This is a genomic window from Flammeovirga pectinis, from assembly GCF_003970675.1.
Taxonomy (GTDB): domain Bacteria; phylum Bacteroidota; class Bacteroidia; order Cytophagales; family Flammeovirgaceae; genus Flammeovirga; species Flammeovirga pectinis.
Window position 1 is genome coordinate 1,359,612 of sequence record NZ_CP034563.1, and the last position, 23,808, is coordinate 1,383,419.

Consider the following 23,808-nt stretch of genomic DNA (forward strand, 5'->3'; position numbering starts at 1 on the left):
TTTCATTTAAAGAAAGAGGAGTTAGAAAAGTGCTTTAAAAAAGTCTTTTAACTCCTCTCTATTATTTATACTAACTCTTTATTCTTTACTTCGAAAGGAGCTAATTTTTCCCAATTAAAAACAACCCCTGTCCCTGCTATATTAGGGGCAACTGCTCTAAAATTTTCTACCACTAATGGGCGTGTTGTATATTCATCTATTGGAAAACTGTGTACTTCTAACCAACCTGAATTTACTTGTGAAGAAACTAAACTTACGTGCAACTCTTGCATACCATGAGAACACACTGGAATATTATTTTCCTTTGCTAGGTTTGCTGCTTTTAACCATCCTGTAACACCACCACAATTAGAAGCATCTGGCTGAACAAATGAAAGTTGAGATTGTTCCATAGCATATTCAAACTCATGTATTGTGTGCAAGTTTTCGCCCATGGCTACAGGAACTCCAGTTACTTTAGTTATTTCTGCATAACCTTTATAATTATCTGGAATGATAGGTTCTTCAAACCAAGTAATGTTATACTGCTTAAATAGATTTGCCGCTTTAATTGCTTTTTCTAATGACATAGAATAGTTGGCATCTACCATAAAAGTGATATCATCGCCAATGTATTCTCTTACTGCTTTAATACGTGCAATATCTTCTTGTAAATTTTCTCTACCAATTTTTATTTTAACGGCATTAAAACCACGATCAAGATATGATTGCATATTGCCTAGTAACTTCTCTATCGGAAACATTAAATCAATACCTCCACAATACGCCTTGCACGTATTGTCTTCTCCACCTGCCATTTTCCATAAAGGTAGGTTTGCCATTTTACACTTGATATCCCATAAGGCAATATCAATTGCAGAAATAGCAAAAGAAGCAACACCACCCCGACCAACATAATGAATGTGCCATTCCATGAAATCATAAAGGTGGTCTATATCTTCACCATCTTGCCCTATTAATGCAGGAGCAAAATCATGATCTAACATTGCCTTTATGGCTTTACCTCCTTTACCACCTGTGTAGGTATAACCGGTACCTTCATAACCATTTGCTAAAGTTATAGTTGTAGTTACCAACTCAAAATGCGTATGATCGCCATGTTTAGCATCTGATAATACTTCTGGTAGAGGTACTTCAAATAACCTATTTTCTATATGTTTGATCGTTGTTTTTTTCATTGTTAATCCAATTATTTCGACAAAAATTAATAAGTAATCACAGTGTTATTAGTACTTTACATAGAATGTTTTCTTCTCCATGTATTGCTCAAACCCATATTTTCCATCTTCTCCACCAGTACCACTTAATTTGTAGCCATTATGGAATCCTTGATGTTGTTCACCATGCCCTCTATTTACATAAATCTCCCCAAATTCTAACTCATCATTACACTTCATAATTGTATTGATGTCTTTGGTATAAACCATTGCTGCTAAACCAAACTCACAATCATTCGCATAAGTAATTACCTCGTCAAAAGATTTAAATTTTAAGACAGGAAGAATAGGTCCAAATGCTTCTTCATGTACTACAGTCATGTCTTGAGTTACATCTGTAATTACCGTTGGTTCAAACCAAAAACCTTTTTCAAAACCTAATCCTTGAGGTTTCCCTCCACCAAAAGCAATTGTAGCTCCTTCTTCTCTACTTTTAGCAACAAGGTGTTCCATATTCTTAATTTCAGAAGCATTTACCTTTGGTCCCATAGTAGTAGAAGCTTCCATAGGGTTACCTACTTTTATTGCCTTCACTTTGGCCATGAAACGCTCCATAAATTCCTCGTAAATATCTTCATGCACGTACATTCTTTCATTACATGTACATACCTGACCGCAATTATCAAATCTAGAATGAAAAGTACTTTCTACTGCTAAATCAATATCTGCATCTGCAAATACAATAGAAGGTGCTTTTCCGCCCAATTCTAATTGTACATGTGCAAGATGTTCAGAGGCTGTTTTAAAGATTTGTTGTCCCGCAGGTGTAGAACCTGTCATTGTTACCATCTTTGTAATAGGCGATGCAACTAACGCATTCCCTAACACTCTACCTTTACCAGTTACAATATTAATAAGGCCAGCAGGTATACCTACTTTTTCCGCAATGTAGCCTAGTTCTAAAGTTGCAAGAGGTGTTTCTTGCGTTGGCTTAACAACAATGGCGTTCCCCGCTACTAAAGCCGGTCCAATTTTTCGACCTGCTAAAGCAAGAGGGAAATTCCATGCTGTTATCGCTACTATCACACCACGTGGAATCTTATTGATCCATATTTGTTCGTTTGCATTTTGAGAAGGCATAATATCTCCCTCAATGTGTCTTGCCCAATCGCATGCATACTCAATAAAAGTTGCTGTAACTTCTACTTCCATTTCTGCAACAGACAATAATTTCCCTTGTTCTCTAGTTAACAACTTTGATAAATAAGGCTTGTTAGCTCTTATTTCAGCAGCAAACTTTCGCATAATATTTGCACGCTCAATAGAAGGTAATTTTTTCCAACTTTTTTGTGCTTTTTCGGCTGCAGACAAAGCTAAATTAGCTTCGTGCTCATCACCCATTTGTACTATACCAACAATATCTTCGTCGATAGGACTAATTACATTTTCTGTTTTTCCAGAAGATGCCTTAACCCATTCTCCATTTATGTATAAATCGTATTCTTTTACTTGGGGTGTTATAATTAGTTCTTCCATTTTTATGATTTTAATGTGTTTGAAAAAAGAGGACTGTATGAATAATTATTAAGATTATTATAGAGAAATTATCATCTAGATTCAGCCCCCTTTTTGATCATTCAAAATATATATTCATTACGTTATTAAGTATCCATAAATCAAAGTATAAAGTATACTTCTATGCACACTGATGAATTGGCTTATCTACCCATCCATCCACCGTCAACAAGCATAATACTACCGTGCATGTAAGACGCTGCTTCTGATGATAAGAATACTACCGGACCTGCAAAATCTTCTGCTTCTCCCCATCTTCCTGCAGGAATTCTTGATAAAATTGACGTAGAACGTTCTGCATCATTTCTTAATGCTTCTGTATTATCTGTGCTGATGTAACCAGGAGCTACAGCATTTACATTTACCCCTTTGCTTGCCCATTCGTTAGCAAATGCCATTGTTAATTGCCCAATTGCACCTTTACTAGCCGCATAACCAGGTACAGTTATCCCTCCTTGGAATGTAAGTAAAGAAGCTGTGAAAATAACTTTACCACTACCTCTTGCTACCATCTCTTTACCAATCTCTCTCGTTAAAATAAACTGAGCATTTTGGTTTACCTCAACTACTTTATCCCACATTTCGTCTGGATGTTCTGCTGCAGGAGCGCGTAAAATTGTACCCGCATTATTAATTAATATATCTATCTGTGGGTGGTTACCTTTTACTGTCAAGATAAAGTCATATAATGATTTTCTATCAGAAAAATCACATTGATATGCCTTAAATTTACGTCCTCTTTTTTCTACTTCTTTTTGTACATCACTACCCTCTAATTCTAGAGTAGCAGATACACCAATTATATCAGCTCCAGCTTCTGCTAAGCCAATAGCCATAGCTTTACCAATACCTCTTTTACAGCCTGTTACTAATGCTACTTTTGAGTTGAGTTGAAATTTATCTAAAATACCCATGTCTATAATTTTTTAGTTGTTTGAATTGTTTGTTGCTTAGCTTTTTATTAAGTCGTACAATAATTAATTATCGTTACACTTAATAAGATATTTCATACCTTCAGGATTTTTATCAATCTCATCAAAAACAGATTGTATATTCTCTAAATCATCTACTTTAGTAATCAGATCTTCGAAAGGAACATTACCAGAACTTGCAATTTTAATTGCTTCTTCATAATCATCTTCCTCATATAAACGAGCTCCAAGTAACTCTATTTCAGACCAGAAAAACTTAAATAAATCAACTTTCTTTTGTTCGCCTCCATGTATGGCTACCATCACAATTCTACCTCTTACATTTACTACTTCGGTCATAGTTTGTACACCAGGTGCAGAACCAGAAACTTCAAATGCACAGTCGATCATCGCTTCTTCTGTTAAGTCAGAAATACGCTCTGTTAGATTTTCTTTAGCAGGATTAATTGTTGTAAAACCTAAATCATCCAACATTTTTAATCTTGTTTCATTTACTTCTGAAATGATTACATTCGCACCTTTTTCCTTTATCACATAACCAATTAATGTACCTATTGGTCCACCACCAATTACTAAGCAATTTTCACCTGCTTTTACTCTACCAATTTTTACATCATGACAAGCAACAGATAATGGCTCTATAAAAGCACCATGCATTAAGTTTACTTGTTCTGGTAATTTATGCAGTGTGTAAGAAGGTACAGTCCAACTATTTTGGAATGCTCCACTAGAATCTATTCCAATAAACTTTAGGTTTTTACCTACATGTTTAAATCCTTTATCAAATGGATGTTCATCTCCAAAATGCAAAGGTCTAACAGCTACTTTATCACCTACTTTTACATTTGTAACACCCTCTCCAACTTCGGCAACAACTGCAGAAGCTTCATGCCCTACAGTTTGCGGAGGACTAACACGCTGATCCATCACACCATGGAAAATGTGTACATCTGTACCACATACTCCACAGTACGCAACGTCTAATCTTACTTCACCAGCTTCAGGTTTAATTTGTTCCCCTTTACCAACAGTAAATTTTCCTTTCGATTCATAGAATGCTGCTTTCATCTTTTATTTCGTTTTAGTTTAACTCTGCATAGACATCTTGTGTCTTTGTGCCTTTTTCTTTAATTGTGAGAAGTATTTTATCTTCCAATAAACCCTCTACTTTAGCTTTTACTTCGACTTTACCCTTACCTTCTTTCGATTGAAGAATGATAAGTGCTCGCCCATTTGACGTCAATAATTTTCTTGCATTATGTGTCTGCACGTTATTAATAGCTCCATTATCTACCCCAAGTACTCTTAAGTTCTCTGGAATTTCAAAATTGATTATCCTCTCTTGATTTTTGATTGGAAAACCTTTTGCATCTACTAATTGAGCTACAACATGTGCTACTTCGTACTCATCATTATCAATAGTAGATTTATCTATAGATAATTTCACTCCTGCTGCCTTACCTGCTGTATGTAAAGTAGTTTCTATTATCTGACCATTTTTCACACCTACTGCTGTTAGTTTCCCTTTCTCGAAAGGAACTGCCCATTTATAGATATGATCTTCAAATTCTGATAAGTTTCTTTGGCCTAAACTCTTCTCGTTTAAGAACAATTCTATTGATTCGCAATTAGAGTACATTTCTACACTAATCATTTGTTTTTCAGCATAATTCCAATGATTATTAACATCATGCCATTCCCATAATGCATGCTTCCAAGCATTCGGATTTTTTGCTACTAGTAAACCAGAATTTGGGTCTATTTTATTAATAGATTTTTCAATTTCTTGAGTAGCTATGTACGTATGAGGATCATCAGACCATAACGTTTTAATCATATGATAAGAGGGTTTTGTAAAACCTGCAAAATCTATCATACCCGCATTATTACCTTTAATAGGCCAAGGTCCTCTAATTTCACCCAAATAATCTATACCTGTCCAAAAGAATGTTCCTGCAATAAATGGTCTGTCCATTACAGCTTTCCATTCGTGGTATTGAGCTAAATTTTCAGTACCCATTATTACTTTATTTGGATACATTTCGTGTCCATAATCATACAGCACTCTTCTATAACTGTAGCCTACAATATCTAATGACTTTCCGTATAATGTTTCATGCGATGCAGATGGTAAAATACAATTTGCTACAACAGGTCTAGAGTTATCCATCTCTTTTGTCCAATCTACTAACTGCTTAGCTGTCATGCCAATATCATATTTTTGATGAGGTAAAGTAGTTAACTTCTCCTTAATTTTAGTGGTAGAATAAGGTGGTTTAGACCAGAAATAATTGCCGTTCCAATTCATGTTCCCAAAAAATCCTGTTGCCTTAGCAACTCTTGGATAAGTCCATTCTATCTCGTTACCGATACTCCACTGAAAAATTGAAGGATGGTTACGGTGAGATTTCATTACAGACTTTAAATCTTCTTCTCCGTAATTTTGGAAATAATTTGCATAGCCTTCCGTTTCTTTATTCTGAGATTGTTCTTTCTGGTTAAAACGCTTGTCTTTTGGGTAATCCCATTCGTCAAAAAATTCGTCTTGAACTAGAAATCCTAACTCGTCACATAAATCAAGAAATTCTGATGAAGCTGGGTTGTGCGCTACTCTAATGGCATTACAACCACCATCTTTCAACGTTTGCAAGCGGCGTCTCCAAACATCTTTTGGCACTGCAGTACCTACAAGGCCAGCATCATGATGTAGACAAACACCTTTAATTTTCATGTTTTCATTGTTTAAGAAAAAACCTGAGTCTGCATCAAACTTTATATTTCGTATACCAAAATTGCTTGACAATACATCTACTTGTTCATTATCAATAATAAGTTTTGTAACTGCTGTATATAAATGCGGGTTCTCTACACCCCACAATATTGGATTAGTTACATTTATTTGTTGAACAACTTCTAATTGTTCGTTCTCATTAATTGAAATTACTTTTATTGCTTCACCAACTTTTTCATTACTCTTATTGAATAATTCTGTCAACAAATCAAAAGATTTATTGCCTTTGTAGTCGTTCTTAATTGTAGTAGTAATATTTACTAATGCATTGTTATCTTCTATTTCTGGAGTAGAAATAAATGTACCCCATATTGGAACATACAGTTTATTTGTAACTACTAATTTTACGTTTCTATAGATTCCTGCTCCTGTATACCATCTACTATCTGCAAACCTTGTATGATCTACTTTTACTGCAATGGTATTTTTTGAATTCTTATTGATATATGGTGTTAAGTCGTAGTAAAAAGGAGAATACCCATAAGGATGAAAGCCTAATTTTTTACCGTTGATATATACTTCTGAATTATTATATACGCCATCAAAATGGATAAACGCCTTTTGATTATTGTTTAATGCTATATCAAATTCTTTTCGGTACCAACCTGTTCCTCCACCATAAATGTATCCGGTTGCAGGAGCAAATTCAGCATTAGCAGAATCGTAATGATTACCAATTACCCAATCATGCGGTAATTTGATACTTTCCCAGTCCTTCACACTTACATCTTCACTGCTAAAATTGCTATGATTATTGTCTGTTAAATGGAATTTCCAGTTAAAATTAAAGTCGTGTTCACGAGCTGTTTTATTTGAGTTTTGGGTGTTACATCCACTACTCAAAACAAACAGAGTGAGTAAATAAATTACATTCTTCATTTGTCATTTAGAGTTATCAACCTCCCTATTTTCTACCCCTGAGTATTTGACATGATAGAATTAATAAAAAACAAGGAAGTTAAATGGAGTACTTCAGTGTACCGAAGTACTCCATATATTTTGGTTTTAATTATGGTCTTAAATTCACTTCAGAAATTGTAAAATCATCCATGTAGAAGTTCAGAATAGAAGTGTTTGCAGGGTTATTACCTCTTAACATCATCTGGTATTCTCCTGTATCTGGGAAACTTTGGAATGTTATACGAGCATACACCCACTTACCTACAGGTGTTTCTGTAGTAAAGTTAAACCTACCTGTTCCCCAATCAGTACCTGGACCAAAGAAGAAGACAATATTAGGAACCTCTCCGGCAGCATCATCAATAGTACTTGTACCACTAATTACTTTTACCCAAACACCGATTTCATAATTTTTCCCAGCTTCTGCTTTAAATGTTATGTGTTCGTTGTTTCCATCTTTATGGCCTATGATTGCACCTTGACTTGGATTTAGCGCTAATTTTGCACTTTTAGCACCAGATCTAGCATCTTCTTCTACTACATCTAAAGTATATCCATCCCAAGGAGCACCCCACCATAAATATGGCCAATTTGCAGCTGTTGAAGCTTCGAAACTTTGATCGAAAGATACTGCTTCTAATATGTTTGTTGACGGCTTAAATACTAATAAATTATCAGTAAAGGCTGTTGCTTTTACAAAGTCTGTTGTCTGTAAAGTACCTGGTGTGTAAGAAACATAAATTAAATCATCATTATATAAAGTTTCATTTTCTAATGCAATCAATACAACGTTTCCTTCTTCAGAGTCAATCATAACAGTTTGAATAGTTGGTATCCATTCTGTTTCGTTATTCATCATCTTAACAGAGAAGTTATCTGAATTAATAGAAGCCGGATCCATTTCTCTTGAGAAGTCGAGTGCAATATATCCACCTTTCTCGTAGATATCAGTTAACCTAACTGGCTGATCTGATGGAACAACTTTAATTAGATTATCAAAAGACAAAGTATCAGCACCATAAGGTCTTGATCTGTCTGCTATTACAGCAACAGAATATGTTCCTAAACGCTTGTATAAAACGTCTGTTTCGTCTGCAGTTCCGTCAGTAATTAGTGCCTGTTCATAAATAACTTCACTTGGTGTACCTCCTTCAAAAGTATATTCTAAACGAGCAGGTTCACCTTTAGAACTATAGAAGAATCTAACAGAATTTCCTGCCATTAATTCATTCTCTGTAGTAAAGTCAAGATTTGCACCTAAAGAACCGTCTGTATTTACATACTTTGCAGTTAAAGTTAATTCTACAGGGTCTAAAACGGTAACTGTATATGTTGTGTCTAATTGAGTTCCTACTTGTGTAGAATCTACAAAAGCACTTGTTGAGAAAGTTTGACTTAACTTCACATCATACTGACCAACTGAATTAAACACAACATGAATTACATCTTTATCTGATGTTGTTACATTGTCTGTTCCTTCTATTGTTGCCCCCGATGGTAAAGTCCATGTTCTAGAAGTTACACCTCTAGATACATCACCAAAAGAGATATTTCCACCAATTTCTACTCTGTTGTCAAAATCTCCTTCAGAAGAATAAACAACGTGGTGACTTGGTTCTGCTCCTGGAGCTTCCCATTCCGTCTGACAGCCAAAAAGTATTGCTACCAGAGAAAATAATAATATATGATTAAATCTTTTCATTTCGATTTCTTCTTCTAGTTTAAAATACTTATTAGTTGCTAGTTAACCCAGTGTTAATTTGCTTCTCACTTGTAGGAATTGGATAGAAATCATGCACTTCTGAATCATAAATTTCAGAAGAAACTGCATAATCTGGTCTAATTCTTTCTACAATAAATAGAGGTGGTTGATTTTGAATAGATTCAAAGTTTTTAAGTCTCCATTCTTCATCTTGACGATTCTTTTTAAGTACTTCGCCAGTAATTCCCCATCTAATAAGATCTCTCCATCTATGTCCTTCAAAACATAATTCTAAAGGTCTTTCTACCATTCTTAAGTGCGTTCTTACTGTTTCTGCAGAAGGAACTACTTGAGCATGAGGAGTACCAGTTACTTGAACACTCTCGTGAAGTGCTGGAAAAGTACCTCCATTTTCTGCTATATAAAGAGCTAATGTTTTCACACCTGCTCTTGCTCTAACCATATCAATGTAAGTCATGGCTGTAGTAAAATCATTTGATCCTTCAAGCACTGCTTCAGCATACATTAATAGTACATCTGCATAACGGATATGTCTCCAATTAATTCCTGATCTACCTTGAGCATCTTCGTATTGTTTTTTGTACCAGTTAGAGAACTTTTTAATGTAAGCCGATTGACCATATGCCCAACCTGTTTTCTCTCCTGTCAACTCTTCAAAATACAATCCATCATATTCTCTTGGTACTATAGAAGTATACATTCTTTGAGATGTAGTAAAACCTTCATTAATAGTATTGGTAGGATCCATTTCATCATACACCATAAGCTCATGCATATAGTAAGATGCTATTACGGTATTATACCCACCTGCACTTAATGGAGCAGTTTGCGTACACATATTTGTTGCTTCACCCGATGTTTCAAAAGGGTTATCATCAATTGTTTCACCCGAAGCACCTGGTTTCAACACATCAGAATAAGCTACCTCAAAGACTGACTCAGCATTGTATTCGTTTTCATCAGAGAAATTATCACCAATATTTGCTACTAAACTGTAAACTCTACTATCAATTACTTCTTTAAAATAAGTAGCGGCTTTTGTATAATCCTTGTCATATAATGCCACTTTACCTAATAGAGAAGTAGCTGCTCCCCATGTTACACGACCAATGTTTCCGTTTCCACCCCACTCTAAAGGAAGGTGTTTTTTAGCAAACTCTAAATCTGGTATAATTACTTCACTTGTAACAGTTGCTTTATCAGAAATGTCTTTATTTAACTGATCTGGATCAGTAACAATATCTAAATGCACTACTGCACCATTGTAAGAATTTACAAGTTCGAAGTAGAAGAATGCTCTTAAAAACTTAGCTTGAGCCTCAATTTCAGTTTTCTCATCAGCAGTTAAATTAGCATCTTCATTTGCTAAGTTTACAATTACTTGATTAGCTCTGAAAATACCCACATATGCTTCGTTCCATTTATTTTGAACATGCTCTGAAGCATCATTCACCGTTAATTCTGAGAATGGATATTGAGGGTACCAGTTTTCTGTACCTGCCATATCTGCTCTTACCATTTCGTAACTTATTTTAGCTCCACTTAAAGAACTAAATTGTAAAGCACCATAAACAGTATTTAAAGCTTTATTAAAATCCTCGTTAGATTTCCAGAAACTTGCTGGTGTAATACTGTTAGGATTTTCTTGAGTTAAGAATTTATCTTCGCTACAGCCGATCATTACCACAGCAGAGATCAATCCTAATATTAAATTATTAATCTTTTTCATATAAAAAATCTTTTGTAGTTTCTAGAAGTTTAATTTCACACCGCCTAAGAATCTTCTTGATACTGGATAGTTACCAGCATCAACACCTCTCATGTAAAGACCATCACCACCAACTTCTGGGTCATAACCTTTGTAGTTTGTAAATGTGAAAGGGTTTTGAGCAGTTACATAGAATCTTAATGAATTTATCTTGTCATTAAAAATCTTGTTAGGAATAGTATATCCTAAAGTCATGTTTCTGATTCTCAAATAAGTACCATCTTCTAAGAAGTAATCTGATCTTGCTCTTGTGTTTTCGTGCTCTTGGTTATTTCTTGCTGTTGGAATGTTAGAATCTGCATTCTGAGGAGTCCACATATAAAGTTGGTCTTTATGGCGCGAGTTACCGTAAGCATATAATTGAGAACCGTTGTAAATTTTCGATCCTTGAGAGTAGTACAATTGCATGTAGAAATCAAAACCTTTATAAGATGCATTAATACCCATACCCATGTTGAACTTTGCTTGTCCTGAACCCGAATATACTCTATCGTTATCATCAATTACACCATCACCGTTTTGATCTTTGTACATCATGTCACCAATCAAAGCACTACCGTTCAATTCTTTATAAGCTTCAAGTTGTTCAGAAGTTTTAATTACACCTTGATTCTCTAACAAGAAGAATGCTCCTGCTTCGTACCCTTTAATTAAGAATGTTGTTGGATCTGTTCTTTCACCTCTTGAAGTAACTGGAACACCACCACTTAATGCAAAGCCTTCTAAACCATTTAAGTCTGTAACTTTATTTTGATTTTTGGCAAATGTACCTGTAACACTCCATTGGAACCCATTCTCGTAAGCTTGCTTGTATGATAATGATAATTCAAGACCTTGGTTATACATATCACCTGCATTCACTACAATATTATTGTAAAAATTTACAGCTCTTGTTGCCCAAGTACCAGAAGAAGGTGCTAAACGTTGGTTTAGTAACATATCTTCCTTATCATTTCTATACACATCTGCAGTGAATTGTAAACGGTCGTTGAACATACTAATATCAAGACCAATGTTTTTAGATACTGTTGTTTCCCATTTAATACCTTGGTTTGAATATTGTCTTTGGATTGCTCCTACACCAAGTTCCTCACTTCCTTCTGGTCCGTATGGATAATCTACACCAGATTCAATAACCGGAATGTACATATAAGGATCTATGTTTTGATTACCTACTTCACCATAACTTGCTCTAACTTTTAAGTTGTTTACAAAGCTTAAAGAGGTACTATTCTTAAAGAAGTTTTCTTCAGAAATATTCCAACCTACAGAACCACCGTAAAAAGTACCATATCTATTTGCTTCAGAGAAGTTAGAAGAACCATCATTTCTTACACTGAAAGATGCTAAATACTTGTTATCATAGTTGTATTGTGCTCTAAACATTTTACCAACTAATGATTGCGTATTTTTAGAACCGTATGGTTTTGTAGATGTTGTACCTGCGCCTAACACTGGAGTACTGTTACTTAATAAACCAACTACACCAACACCCATTTGTTTATAGTTGTACTCTTCCCAAGAATATACAGCTGTTAAACCAATAGTATGTTTACCAAAAGAATGATCATACTTTAAGATATTTTCTAAAGTAACACCAGAGTTAGACAAGTAATCCTCGTTTAACATAGCGTCTACGTTAGAGCCAGCAGGCACTAAACCGTTCTCATTATACACTAAGAACTGAGGTCTAAAAAAGTTACGCTCATATTCCCAAGTATTTCTACCAAGATTTACTTGATATTTTAAACCTTTAACGAATTCATACTCTAGCGTTAGTGCCATGTTAGTTGACAGTACATCACGTTGATCTGTGTTGTTTAATTGTCTAGCTAAGTACCCATATTGCTGTGCATTTTGAGATGCAACAAAGATTCCATTATCACCAACACTTTGTGCATCTGATAAAGCTGGATCCCAAGGTCTCTGCACAATTGCAAGTTCATACAATGCCCAAGGTTCTTGCTGTGTAGTCTCGTCTGTAATACCTAAAGAAGCAAATGCTCTAAATTTATTCTTCTTAAACTCTCCGTTTACACGAGTTGTAAATCTCTCGAAGCCAGAATTAATCATTACCCCATCTTGGTTAAAGTAGTTTGTAGAAACATTAAATTTCAACTCTTTAGTACCTCCAGAAATTCCTAAGTTATAACTTTGAATAGCAGCGTTATTCTTTTGAACATCACCAACAAAATCACTGTTATTATATAAGGCATTAGGATTAAATAAGAATGTTATTGGCTCTTGTCCAACTGCATTTAACCTTGTTTTCTCTACATATAACTGCTCTGTGGTATTCATTAATGGAGTACCCGAAGTAATGTTTTGAACACCTGCGTATCCAGAAAAATCTACGTTTAAAGACCCTTCTTTACCTCTTTTAGTAGTAATTAAGATAACACCACCTGCAGCCCTTGTACCGTAGATAGATGCAGATGCTCCATCTTTTAATACATCTATACTTTCAATTTGCTCTGGTGCAATGTTTGGATTACCCTGAAATGGTATTCCATCTACAATGTATAAAGGTGCACCTGCTGATGTTGCTGAAACAACACCACGAATCTGAATATTCGATTCAGAACCAGGTCTACCTGAACTTGCTTGAACATCTACCCCAGCAATTTGACCTTGAAGCGATTCTCCAAGATCTGAAGTAGGCACTTTTAATATAGCGTCTGATTTTATGACACCAACAGCACCTGTTATTTCTTTCTTTTTCTGTGTACCATAACCTATCACAACCACTTCTTCTAGTGCTTCCGTGTCCATCTCAAGGCTAATTGAAATAATTGTCTCCGAAGTTACTGGTAGTACTTGTTGCACATATCCAATAAATGAAGCAACGATAGATTCTCCTGGCTCAACAACCAATGAGAATTCACCATCAAAGTTTGTAATAGTTCCTTTTGTTGTTTTTTCTATAAAGATATTCACACCTGGTAGTGGCTCTCCTGTCGAAGCATCTACAACTTGGCCTTTTAAAACATTCTGTGCGTATCCATCAAATGATATGATAGAAAACAACGTTAAAATCAGAATAATTTTAAAAAATACATAAGCTTTATTCATACTTGTATTTAGTTAATTTAGATAAAAGAGTAGTAAGAGCTTTTCAATCAAATGAAATAGTTGCTTTAAAAAGTAAGCGTCTTACAACCGTTACAATTAAGTGTTCGCGAAACCCTTAACAAATATGTGTGAATGAAATTTAAAAATCATATATTTGACTAGATCAAAACTCAACACAGCTAATAATATCTATTAATTTACCTTGTCAGTACTAGACAAGATTTTTATAACTTATTGATATTAAGTTTTTTAATTTTTATAAAAACAATATTTTACTTAATTATGACTAGACAAATATTACTCTACTTTTTAGTCTTTTTACTACCGACAAAAACTTGTTTCTCTACAGAAAAAGACAATAAATCTTCAATTAAAACAGAAAATTCAGAAAAAAATTATACTGTACAGCAAAAATCTAGTGTAAATAATACACACATATACTATAATCAAGCCGAAAGTTTAAAGTTCTCGATGCCTGACTCCGCAATCGAGCTATATTATCAGTCTTTTGATATAGCTGGAAAAGAAAAAGACAGTTTACAAATGGGAAAAACTATGGCAGGGTTGGCTAATTTATATGCTCATAATGGTAAATTTGGCTATGCCTATGATAGTTATTGGGAAGCACTCACTATTGCTGATAAAATAGAAGATATTGAATCTAAAGCCATTGTATATAATGGCCTTGGGTGGCTATATAGTTTCTATGAAAGGAATACGCTATCATTAGACTATTTTAATAAAGCTATTACAATACTCAAAAATAATAAATCTATAAATCAGTTATTGTTAGTTGACAACTATTATGCTGTTGCAACTCTTAAAAGAAAAAGTAAAAATACAAACGAGGCAAGGCTTTACTTAGATAGTTGCTTGCTAGTGAAAAAAGAAAACCCTGGTTTACAAAAAAATAATGCATTTATTAATGCAGAGTTTGGGTATAACTTTTATGAAGACGAAGAATATGAAAAAGCTTTGAAAATTTTACTACCACTAGAACCCTATTTTAGTGAATTTAACCATAGCTATCTCGTTATCTACCATTATTTTCTTGGTAATATTTACAACAGAATGGGTAAACTCAAAACAAGTGAAAAGTATTATAGAAGTGCGATCAATACTGGTTTGATTCATCATACACACTCAGATTTATTCCCAATTATATATGAAGAACTTTCTACTGTGCTTTTAAAATTAAACAAAACAAAGGAAGCTTATAAAATGTTGAAAATTTCTAAAGATTTTAACGAAAACCAATATGGTAGTAGAAATACTAGAAATAGACGGTTTCTAGAAATCAAAGATGAATTCCGTAAAAAGCAAGAACAAGAGGAGGAATTACTACGAGAGCAAGAGTTAGAACGTTTAACACAAGAGAGTAGAATTAACTATCTAAAAAACATTATTTTCTATGTTACTATTATAGGTCTAATTTCTGTAGTTTTCTTTGTTTATAGAACACTTAGAAATAAATACAAGGCAAAACAGATTCTTTTTATTGAAAAACAAAAAATGGAAGAGCAAAAAGTAAAAGAAGTTCTTGACATCAAAAATAAAGAATTAACTGCTTCTGTTCTGCAAATTATACAGCATGAGGAAACACTAGCTGAAATTAAAAACGATTTAGCACAGCAGAAAAAAGAACCTGATGCGAATCAAATCAATAAAATTGCTAAAAAGATTAACCTTAATACTAATAATAACTGGAAAGAATTTGAAGCACGATTTATTGAGGTGAATGGCCATTTTTATGAAGAATTAAATGCTCGTTTCCCTAAACTTACACAAGGGGATCAGAAAATATGTGCACTTATCAAACTTAATTTTGACAGTAAGGGAATGTCTAAATTATTGGGTATCTCTACAGAATCTGTTCATACAACAAGATACAGGTTAAGGAAAAAATTAGGATTAGAACGACAAGACAACCTTGAAGAATTTATTTCTCAGATTGGATAGTATACAAAAACACCCATTATTTTGGTATAATGGGTGTTTTTTTAATTGACTACCTGAGAAGCATTGTACTTCTCAATTAATTATGGTGATTAACCACATAGCCTTTTAATCATTAAAATGTTTGAAAATTTACTTATTAATGATAATCTTTTTCACCATTCTTCTATTATCTTGTATCACCTCTACTATATATATACCATTCTGTAAAGAACTTATATCTAAAGAGTTAGTTACATTCTCAGACAATACCTTAATACCTATTGTATTATATACTTTTATAGATGCTATTGATGACAAACCACTAAAATTCAAGGTATTTTTAACAGGATTAGGATACATGGCAACTCCTTGTAATTCGTCTTCTAAAGATAAAACTCTACTATTAGTAGTAACAGCGTTAAATGTAATTTTATCAAGATTCCATTGCCAATCGTTACTTCCTGAAGCAAACACTCTAATGGTATGATCTCCTGCTGACAACGTCACTTTATTTGCCGCTAAAACTGATGTATACGATTCCCATCCGCCTGTATTTTGAACATTGTCTCTTGAAAAACCAACTCCGTCTACTACAATTTCAATCTGTGCATTATCACTAGGTGTTGCAATAGTATAAGTTACATTAAATGTTCCTGCCTCTGGTATATAGACTGTATAATCTGCCCAATCTTCCGCATTTACATAATTAATTCCATTTGCAGATGCATTTACACCAAATGGTACAAAACCATCGTTAAAACTACCACTAGTTTCATTATAGTCTTCAGCTTGAATTACAAAATCTTCGGCTAAAGGAGGCGTTGGTTCTTCTGGATTCGTTCCTGAACCTAATTTTTCTAAATTCATTTTATCAAGATTCCATTGCCAATCATTACTTCCTGAAGCTTCAATTTTTATTGTATGATTACCAGTTGTTAGCGACAAATTATTAGAAGCAGTCAATGCTTGATATGCATCCCACTGTCCATTGTTTTGAACATTATCATCTGCTACTAAATTACCATTTACATAACATGCAATTTTAGCATTATCACTTGGTGATGATATATGATATGTAATAGAATAATCTCCCATTTCAGTAATAGCAACTTCATACTCCATGTAATCTCCTGCATTAATATAATTTACACCTACAGAAGAAGTATTTGCACCAAACGGTACAACTCCATCATTAAAAGTACCTCCTGTTGCATTAAAGTTTTCGGCCTCAATTTCTAGATTACTCACAATTGGTCCACCAGAACCACTAGCTTCTACTGTAATGTTAGAGGTTGCCGTAAAACCACCATCTGTAGATGTTGCAGTAATTACTGCAGTACCTACACTATTTGCAGTAAGTAAACCAGATTGATTAACAGAAACAACATTTGTATTATTAGAAGTGAAAGTTATAGTTTGGTCTGTGGCATTAGAAGGTAAAACACGCCCTGTTAAGTTGCTTGTTTCTCCATTTTCTAGAGACGCATTTGCCGGATTTAATGTTACACTCTGAACAGCTACATCAGCTCCAGGGTTTGAACTAACAGGTTTATAAACACGTACCCAATCTACTTTCATCTGGTTCTTTGCAGGGTTTTCTAAATCACTTTGAGAAGGAGTAGAACTTGCTAACCAAGTTTGAGATTCCATATTAATAATGATATCCAATTCTTTAGTAAATCCTCTTGCTTCTTGTGTTACACCATTGCCATCTGTATCACTATCATCTCCACCTTGAAACCAAGCTGGGTCAATCACATTAAATCCATTCGATGCATTAGATGCTTCTTTCAATTTATCAAAATTATAAGTACTGCTTGTAGCATACGTTGTAACATCTGTATAGCCAGAGGCATTGTTTGTTGGAAGTTTATAACCATTCACATCCCAATTCTTAGAATTAAAATATGTGTATTTCCATGTTCCATTGTAATTTGTGGCAATTGCATTATAATACATCACCCTAACTAATTCTCCATCAATAAAATATTCAAAATGTTTTGGACTAATCCAGTTTACACCCATACGCATATAACGTCGATTACCATTGTTATAACACCAATCTCCCCAACCATAATTTGTATTTACTCTACTATCAGGGTACCAAGAATTTGTATCTCTTGGTTGGTAATCTGTAAATGGGCTACGGATAAATGAATGATGACTGATATGAGTTAAATGCTTATAACCATTCACTCCGCCATAATTCTCAATTATATCAATCTCTTCTGTATCATCTGGGCTTAATAACCAAAAACATGACGCTAAGGAGATATTTGCTACACTAATAGACGACTCAACATATACAGGAAAAAGAACTTTATTGTTAGATGTTACACATCCTGAAGCAACACCATAGTTACCCCCTTTTCCATTTTCTGAAGTATAGCCTACGTTAATCACTAAATTGCTTCCATCAACGGTTACGTTTTCATTTTTCCAATACGTATATCCTGGGCCATCCCAACTATTATGGTAAAAGTTGTACCATTTATTGCCTTCTCCAAAGTTAGACCAAGAAGATGAGTTGAAATTATAGTTAAAATCATCTGAGACATTTTCTTGTAATTCCCATTCTTTACCATTTCCTGCATTTGCTGGAATTTCAATTCCATTCCAATCTTGTGCAAAAATTTGAAAGAAAGAAACTAATAATAACGAAGTTGTAAAAAGTAGTTTTTTCATATCTATTTTAAAAATTTAGTAGTTATAAATAAGCAAAATGAACAATCTTATGACGTTCACGACCAAAATCTGAAACACCTTCTACAGAATGGATGATGTTTAAGTTTACATCAACATTTATTTCTTGTGAAAAAGCGGTGTACGAAAAAAAGAGCATAAATAGTAAGAGCAGTACTCTACTATTGTGTAGATAATAATTCATTTCATTTATTTAAATAATAATAGTTTGCTCTTGAGATCTGATTTAAAAGATTGATGTATTTATTACAAGAGCATAAAAGACTTGCCTGTCTTTCAATTATTCATAGCTTTCAACCCTTTTCTATTTGATCTTATAGGGGAATGAGAATAGAGAAATAGTTTTCTCAAGTTGAAGTGAGTTAATTTATTTAATCATAGAACAATATTAGTTTGAAGTGAAATATTTATTTAGTACTCAAGACTCAACACGGTAATTTGTTTAACGAGTACTTTATTGAGCCATAAGATTGTAAACAACACTTGTGATATTGGGTTCGCGTTCACTAAAAAAATGACAATACCACAAGTGTATTATTTACGTCAACTAATTTGAGTGTTCCTCTCCCGATTATCAATAAAACTGACTAGATAAAAACTGAATTATTTTTTTTTGAAATGAACAAAAACTGATCATACATTAGTATAAAGAGCTATTTTTCTAGACTGAAACTGTACAGATAGTCCTTAACAGGTAAAAAAAGAGGGGGCAATTATAAACCATCAAATAAATCAACTTTTTAGCAAAAAAAAGATATTGCGTTATAAAAAACATGTAATCTTTTTTGAAAAATTGCTAAATCAGAAATATAAATTTGAAAAGAAAAGCCCCTTATTTAATAGCTTAAATAAGAGGCTCTCCATTATTGATACTAAATATACTACACTATCAATTATCAAGTTATAGTTTTAAATAATAGTCATAATATATATAATTTGGATCTGACTCTAACGCTTCTGTTACTGTAGTTATTCCAGTTACTTGACGTGATTTTATATCGTCAGAATACAGTTTATTTAGTGATGTATTTTCTAATGCTGCTCTATAATTAAAATCTGAAAGAGCATTATTTTGATATTCTATTCTATGAGATAATTTATGTACAACATCTCCTTCTTCTTTCTTTTCAAAATTAATGGTTATCTGAGTATTTAAATTCTCTTTATCAATATTTAGCTTTAAAGAAACTTTAGTTGAATTATAGTCTATAGTATTCACATTGTCTAAATAAGCTTCTTTAGATATATCTATAGGTAACTTACCACCATTATATCGAATCTTCGATACAAAATCATTAGACGTGCATGTCTTCGTAATTATTGATTTAATATATGATGCATTTAAAACTTTAAGACCTGAAAGAATCATATTCTTTTTATTAAATGAAGACACAATATTGCTTATATTAAAAGTATCTGATTCTGAACTAATTTGACCATAATATGAATATTCTTCAGATAGTGAACTTGAGTTATTAAAAGTTATAATTTGAGAAGATGTATTCATTGTATAATCAGATTTTTTTATCACTAAGGTATCCTGATTATTTATCAAACTTGTAACAATAAAAGCATAAGAACCATCTTCATTTTTAGAGTAAAAATGATTTAACCATTTATCCTTAGCAGACCTCTTTTTTACTTTCATTGTGTAGTATACATGATTATATTTTTCTTCTTTTGTGAAATCTCCTATACTATTAATATTGTTTTCGACTTCCTTATCAAGTTCTAAAGGATACCCAACAGTAACTGTTATTAAATCATTTAAGTCTGTTTTTCGCTTTTTGATTTCATAATTAATTCCTACTACAGCATTAGAAACAATTTCTTTTGAATCTATATTCTCAATAACTTCATTAGTTGTTATCGTTTCCCCATTAAAAACTCTTTTAGTTTTAATTAAATAATGCGTTAAAGTACTTAAAAAAAAAATTTCGACCAGTACTTTTTTCGGGTATCAATAATCCTTTGGGAGTACCTACAAAAGATTTCGAAGGACTAACTTCTGAAATAACATCACCATACTCATTAAGTAATACAAAATTAATATTATAATTTGAAATAAACGTTTCTAAATAGTTTCCAGACGATTCATTTCCAAGTGAAAATTTATTAGAACGATTTTTACTTTCTATATAATCATTTTCAATAAAAATATTAGGGATATAGTTATCGACTTCAACGTCAAAATCAATTGTAATAGAGTTCTCTTTAAAAGACGATACGCCTTCTAAAATAGCCACTGCTGTTAATTGATTAATACCCCCTAATATCTTAGAATCAAAAGGAATTGAATAACTACCAGAGATGTTTTTTGATTGTTTTCCTAAACTTTCAGCTCCATTAAAAAGCTCTATTGCTTTAATTCTAAGATTATTTCTCCAACTTCCTGATGGATTAATTTTGATGACTGAAATTCCTCTTAAGAAATCCATTTCTTGGATCGATAATGAAGGAATAGTGTTAAACTGTTCTTCTTCTTCTTTTGTTGCACATCCATTGAGTACACAGAAAAGAACAAGAACTAACAGAAGTTCTGATTTAATAAAATTCATGGTTATAGTAATTGTTTATACAGAGAGTGTAAGTAATTGATTTAAACTAATAGACTTTATCACGGTTAATTTATTAAAGTTCTGAATCTAATCCTTAAGTTATGTAATCCAACACCTATTTTTATCAGGTAATCATGTATTTCGGAAGACCTAAGGTTTATTTTTTGACTTAAAACTTTAAGACGTTTCACACCTGAAAAAGCATGTTCCACTCTAATTCTTAAACTGGATATTCCTTTATTAATCTGTTTTTGAAGAGGTGATAGTTTCACTTTTTTAGATGTTTTATAGGGGAGAATTACATTTTCGTGTTCTTTATCTGCACCTAAAAAGCCTAAGTCTACAAGTATATTTATAGAGGATTCTTTCACGATAATATCATCCCATATACTTTTATCATGGGCACTTCCTTCATAAGTGTTACTGATAAAATGAATGAAACCACTTTCATCTGTGAAAGCAAGGTTTTTAACAGTGTGAGCCTTCTTCTTTCCACTATAAAACTCCTTTTGAACATCATAATCTATACTTCTATTGATTTGCCTTTCAGTAACATCACAAAGTATTGAATTTAAATTTGAAGGTATTATAAATGGCTCATTTGAATCGGGTAATAAAAAGCATTTACGTAAACTTTCAATCAGAATTGGTAATAGAAAGTTAACCCATTCACTTACTTTGGCTTGACTTATTTTAAAGTAGGAACCAAAAAACACCTGTCTAGGATGTTCTTTTAGATAGATTAGAATGAATTCTAATTTTTTGGAACTACCATAAAGACTTGAAAGACGAGATTCTTTAAACTTTGGATAAGCTCTTTTCTTTCCTTTTAATGTGTAGTTAGAAATTTTCATTTCAACTTGATATGAAAACTCTTTCAATAAAAAATCAAATTCCGTTTGAGTTAATGAGGTTAATGAATTAATTTTATCCAAAATGGCTAAGGTTATAATAGTTTTGTTTGTGTAGGAACTACAAAACTAAAACTTTAAGCCATTTTTTCTTTTTATAAGAAATTAACCGTGATAAACTCTAATGGTTTTTATTTAAATGTGGTATATCTAATAAATTGATAAAAATGTATAGTTGTTTTAGTATTTATAAGTGCAATGTTATTAAAAATATTAGTAGATAAATAATTAATATTTGCAAACGTAAGAAAGTCCATTCCCAAGGGAAATGGACTTTATCTATTCATTTGTATAACTAATAATGATTCCTTAGTTCGTAGGTGTAATTACAGTATCGATTACATGTACAACGCCATTACTTGCAGGTACATCTGCAGCAACAACCATAGCACCTGCTACTGTTACACTTCCATCTTGTGTTTTCACAACATCTACAGTTCCTCCACCTAAAGTTGTGACTGTAGTTGTTCCTACTGGGATATCTTCGTACATGATTACTGAAGGAATTACGTGTAAGTTTAATACCGCTCCTAAAGTAGCCAAGTCTAATGATGCTAAATCTGTATTTAATGTTGTCAACAATGTTGCAAATGCATCATTTGTTGGTGCAAATACTGTAAATTTTGTATCACCATCAGTTGCAAATGTAGATGTTAAATCTGCTCTTTCTAATGCTGCTAACAAGCTTGTTAAACCAGTTGTTGTAGCTTGGTCGGCAATTGTACTTGGTAATAATACTTTATCAATTGCATGGATTACACCGTTTAATGCATCCACATCTGCAATTGCTACAGTTGCTCCACCTATCATTACTACACCATCCGCTATAGATACCTCTAATTTAGTACCCGCTAATGTTTCTATCATTTGGCCATCTGTTAAACCAGATGAAAATGCTTCTGTAGAAACTACATGGTGTAATAAAACTCTTTGAAGTTGCTCTTGAGTTAAGTTTGCAGCCGCATCTCCTAAAGCTTCAAATGCTGCATCTGTTGGTGCAAAAACTGTATATTCTGCTGTTGGTAATGTAAAAGGTGTTACTAAATCTGCAGTAGTTAATGCACCTACAAGTGAATTAAAACTTCCGTTACCAATTGCTATTTGTGCAATCGTTAATGCTTGAGTTGGTACTATTACACTAGATACTACATGAATAACACCATTACTTGCCATCACATCTGCTGCTGTTACTTCAGCTCCTCCTACGGTTACTACTCCATTTGAGATTTTAACTTCTAACATTGTTCCTGCCAATGTTTCAACCATTTGACCATCTGATAAATCTGCAGCATAAACTTTACCTGCAACAACATGGTGCTTTAATAATTTATCTAATCCTTGAGCTGAAAGATCATCAAACGATGAAATACCGTTTTCTGCATCCAACAAACCTTGGAAAGCTGCGTTTGTTGGTGCAAAAACAGTATACTCTCCTGCTGGATCTTGAAATACACTTACTAAGTTAGCAGCATCTAATGCTGATGTAAGTGTAGAAAAGTCGTCTGTGCTAGATGCAATGCCTGCTATTGTTGGGTCTGCTTCTGCTTCTGGTAGTGTCGTTGGATCATCGTCGTTGTCTTCAGTACATGCACTGAAAGTAAACATAAGAGAAATGATCATTACTAGTTTAAATAGATTAAGCGTTTTCATAGTTCGATATTTTTACGTTATAAATTTCAACTCTATAAAAGGTCTGTAAACTAATTTTGTTTAAACAAATTTAAAAAATGTTCAACAAAATGAACGCTAACTTTAAATAATCATATTAAAACATCAATAT

At 33.1% G+C, this 23,808-nt stretch carries 15 protein-coding genes; 1 reads left to right on the plus strand and 14 read right to left on the minus strand.

Features of this window, described 5'->3' with window-relative positions:
* Positions 1 to 65 precede the first annotated feature (65 nt).
* The 8 genes from EI427_RS25395 to EI427_RS25430 all read right to left on the minus strand — a co-directional run bounded on the left by EI427_RS25395 (position 66) and on the right by EI427_RS25430 (position 13,918).
* A complete protein-coding gene (locus EI427_RS25395) occupies positions 66 to 1,178 on the minus strand; it encodes a mandelate racemase/muconate lactonizing enzyme family protein (protein WP_126620373.1) in 1,113 nt (370 codons plus the stop codon).
* A gap of 48 nt (positions 1,179 to 1,226) precedes the next feature.
* Positions 1,227 to 2,693 carry an aldehyde dehydrogenase gene (gene aldA / locus EI427_RS25400; RefSeq protein WP_126620375.1) on the minus strand — a complete coding sequence of 489 codons (1,467 nt, stop codon included), beginning with the start codon at positions 2,691 to 2,693 and terminating at the stop codon, positions 1,227 to 1,229.
* A 182-nt stretch (positions 2,694 to 2,875) separates the two neighbouring features.
* On the minus strand, positions 2,876 to 3,640 hold the full coding sequence (locus EI427_RS25405; protein WP_205728007.1) for an SDR family NAD(P)-dependent oxidoreductase: 765 nt from the start codon (positions 3,638 to 3,640) through the stop codon (positions 2,876 to 2,878).
* Between the two features lie 69 nt (positions 3,641 to 3,709).
* Entirely contained in the window at positions 3,710 to 4,732 is a 1,023-nt protein-coding gene (locus EI427_RS25410) for a zinc-dependent alcohol dehydrogenase (RefSeq protein WP_126620379.1), read from the minus strand.
* Between the two features lie 13 nt (positions 4,733 to 4,745).
* Complete coding sequence (locus EI427_RS25415) at positions 4,746 to 7,334, minus strand: sugar-binding domain-containing protein (RefSeq protein WP_126620380.1); 2,589 nt, start codon at positions 7,332 to 7,334, stop codon at positions 4,746 to 4,748.
* A 130-nt stretch (positions 7,335 to 7,464) separates the two neighbouring features.
* Positions 7,465 to 9,057 carry a hypothetical protein gene (locus tag EI427_RS25420; RefSeq protein ID WP_126620382.1) on the minus strand — a complete coding sequence of 531 codons (1,593 nt, stop codon included), beginning with the start codon at positions 9,055 to 9,057 and terminating at the stop codon, positions 7,465 to 7,467.
* A 31-nt stretch (positions 9,058 to 9,088) separates the two neighbouring features.
* Positions 9,089 to 10,807 carry a RagB/SusD family nutrient uptake outer membrane protein gene (locus tag EI427_RS25425; RefSeq protein WP_126620384.1) on the minus strand — a complete coding sequence of 573 codons (1,719 nt, stop codon included), beginning with the start codon at positions 10,805 to 10,807 and terminating at the stop codon, positions 9,089 to 9,091.
* Positions 10,808 to 10,828: 21 nt separating this feature from the next.
* A complete protein-coding gene (locus EI427_RS25430; protein ID WP_126620386.1) occupies positions 10,829 to 13,918 on the minus strand; it encodes a SusC/RagA family TonB-linked outer membrane protein in 3,090 nt (1,029 codons plus the stop codon).
* Positions 13,919 to 14,200: 282 nt separating this feature from the next.
* Between EI427_RS25430 and EI427_RS25435 the strand changes: the two genes are divergently transcribed.
* Entirely contained in the window at positions 14,201 to 15,877 is a 1,677-nt protein-coding gene (locus tag EI427_RS25435; RefSeq protein WP_126620388.1) for a tetratricopeptide repeat protein, read from the plus strand.
* A gap of 129 nt (positions 15,878 to 16,006) precedes the next feature.
* On the opposite strand, the gene EI427_RS25440 is transcribed toward EI427_RS25435, so the two are convergent.
* From EI427_RS25440 to EI427_RS25465, 6 genes are all read right to left on the minus strand, one after another.
* Positions 16,007 to 18,541 carry a carbohydrate-binding protein gene (locus tag EI427_RS25440; RefSeq protein ID WP_126620390.1) on the minus strand — a complete coding sequence of 845 codons (2,535 nt, stop codon included), beginning with the start codon at positions 18,539 to 18,541 and terminating at the stop codon, positions 16,007 to 16,009.
* Positions 18,542 to 18,563: 22 nt separating this feature from the next.
* Positions 18,564 to 18,743: a hypothetical protein gene (locus EI427_RS25445; RefSeq protein ID WP_126620392.1), complete on the minus strand. Its 180-nt coding sequence runs from the start codon at positions 18,741 to 18,743 to the stop codon at positions 18,564 to 18,566.
* Between the two features lie 717 nt (positions 18,744 to 19,460).
* Positions 19,461 to 20,207 (minus strand): iron-sulfur cluster biosynthesis family protein, encoded by a 747-nt coding sequence (locus EI427_RS25450; protein WP_126620394.1) that lies wholly within the window; start codon positions 20,205 to 20,207, stop codon positions 19,461 to 19,463.
* A gap of 250 nt (positions 20,208 to 20,457) precedes the next feature.
* Positions 20,458 to 21,117, minus strand: coding sequence for a hypothetical protein (locus tag EI427_RS25455; protein WP_126620396.1), 660 nt, complete (start codon positions 21,115 to 21,117; stop codon positions 20,458 to 20,460).
* A gap of 65 nt (positions 21,118 to 21,182) precedes the next feature.
* Positions 21,183 to 22,052: a transposase family protein gene (locus EI427_RS25460; protein ID WP_126610724.1), complete on the minus strand. Its 870-nt coding sequence runs from the start codon at positions 22,050 to 22,052 to the stop codon at positions 21,183 to 21,185.
* Positions 22,053 to 22,337: 285 nt separating this feature from the next.
* Positions 22,338 to 23,678: a fasciclin domain-containing protein gene (locus EI427_RS25465; protein WP_126620398.1), complete on the minus strand. Its 1,341-nt coding sequence runs from the start codon at positions 23,676 to 23,678 to the stop codon at positions 22,338 to 22,340.
* Positions 23,679 to 23,808 lie beyond the last annotated feature (130 nt).

Excerpts from the sequence above, each read along its gene's own strand:
- EI427_RS25455 (WP_126620396.1), bottom strand. The coding sequence starts at position 21,117 with ATGAATTTTATTAAATCAGAACTTCTGTTAGTTCTTGTTCTTTTCTGT.
- EI427_RS25445 (WP_126620392.1), bottom strand. The coding sequence starts at position 18,743 with ATGAATTATTATCTACACAATAGTAGAGTACTGCTCTTACTATTTATG.
- EI427_RS25395 (WP_126620373.1), bottom strand. The coding sequence starts at position 1,178 with ATGAAAAAAACAACGATCAAACATATAGAAAATAGGTTATTTGAAGTA.
- EI427_RS25415 (WP_126620380.1), bottom strand. The coding sequence starts at position 7,334 with ATGAAGAATGTAATTTATTTACTCACTCTGTTTGTTTTGAGTAGTGGA.
- EI427_RS25435 (WP_126620388.1), top strand. The coding sequence starts at position 14,201 with ATGACTAGACAAATATTACTCTACTTTTTAGTCTTTTTACTACCGACA.
- EI427_RS25450 (WP_126620394.1), bottom strand. The coding sequence starts at position 20,207 with ATGAAAGTAAAAAAGAGGTCTGCTAAGGATAAATGGTTAAATCATTTT.
- EI427_RS25465 (WP_126620398.1), bottom strand. The coding sequence starts at position 23,678 with ATGAAAACGCTTAATCTATTTAAACTAGTAATGATCATTTCTCTTATG.
- EI427_RS25440 (WP_126620390.1), bottom strand. The coding sequence starts at position 18,541 with ATGAAAAAACTACTTTTTACAACTTCGTTATTATTAGTTTCTTTCTTT.
- EI427_RS25430 (WP_126620386.1), bottom strand. The coding sequence starts at position 13,918 with ATGAATAAAGCTTATGTATTTTTTAAAATTATTCTGATTTTAACGTTG.
- EI427_RS25425 (WP_126620384.1), bottom strand. The coding sequence starts at position 10,807 with ATGAAAAAGATTAATAATTTAATATTAGGATTGATCTCTGCTGTGGTA.
- aldA (WP_126620375.1), bottom strand. The coding sequence starts at position 2,693 with ATGGAAGAACTAATTATAACACCCCAAGTAAAAGAATACGATTTATAC.
- EI427_RS25420 (WP_126620382.1), bottom strand. The coding sequence starts at position 9,057 with ATGAAAAGATTTAATCATATATTATTATTTTCTCTGGTAGCAATACTT.
- EI427_RS25410 (WP_126620379.1), bottom strand. The coding sequence starts at position 4,732 with ATGAAAGCAGCATTCTATGAATCGAAAGGAAAATTTACTGTTGGTAAA.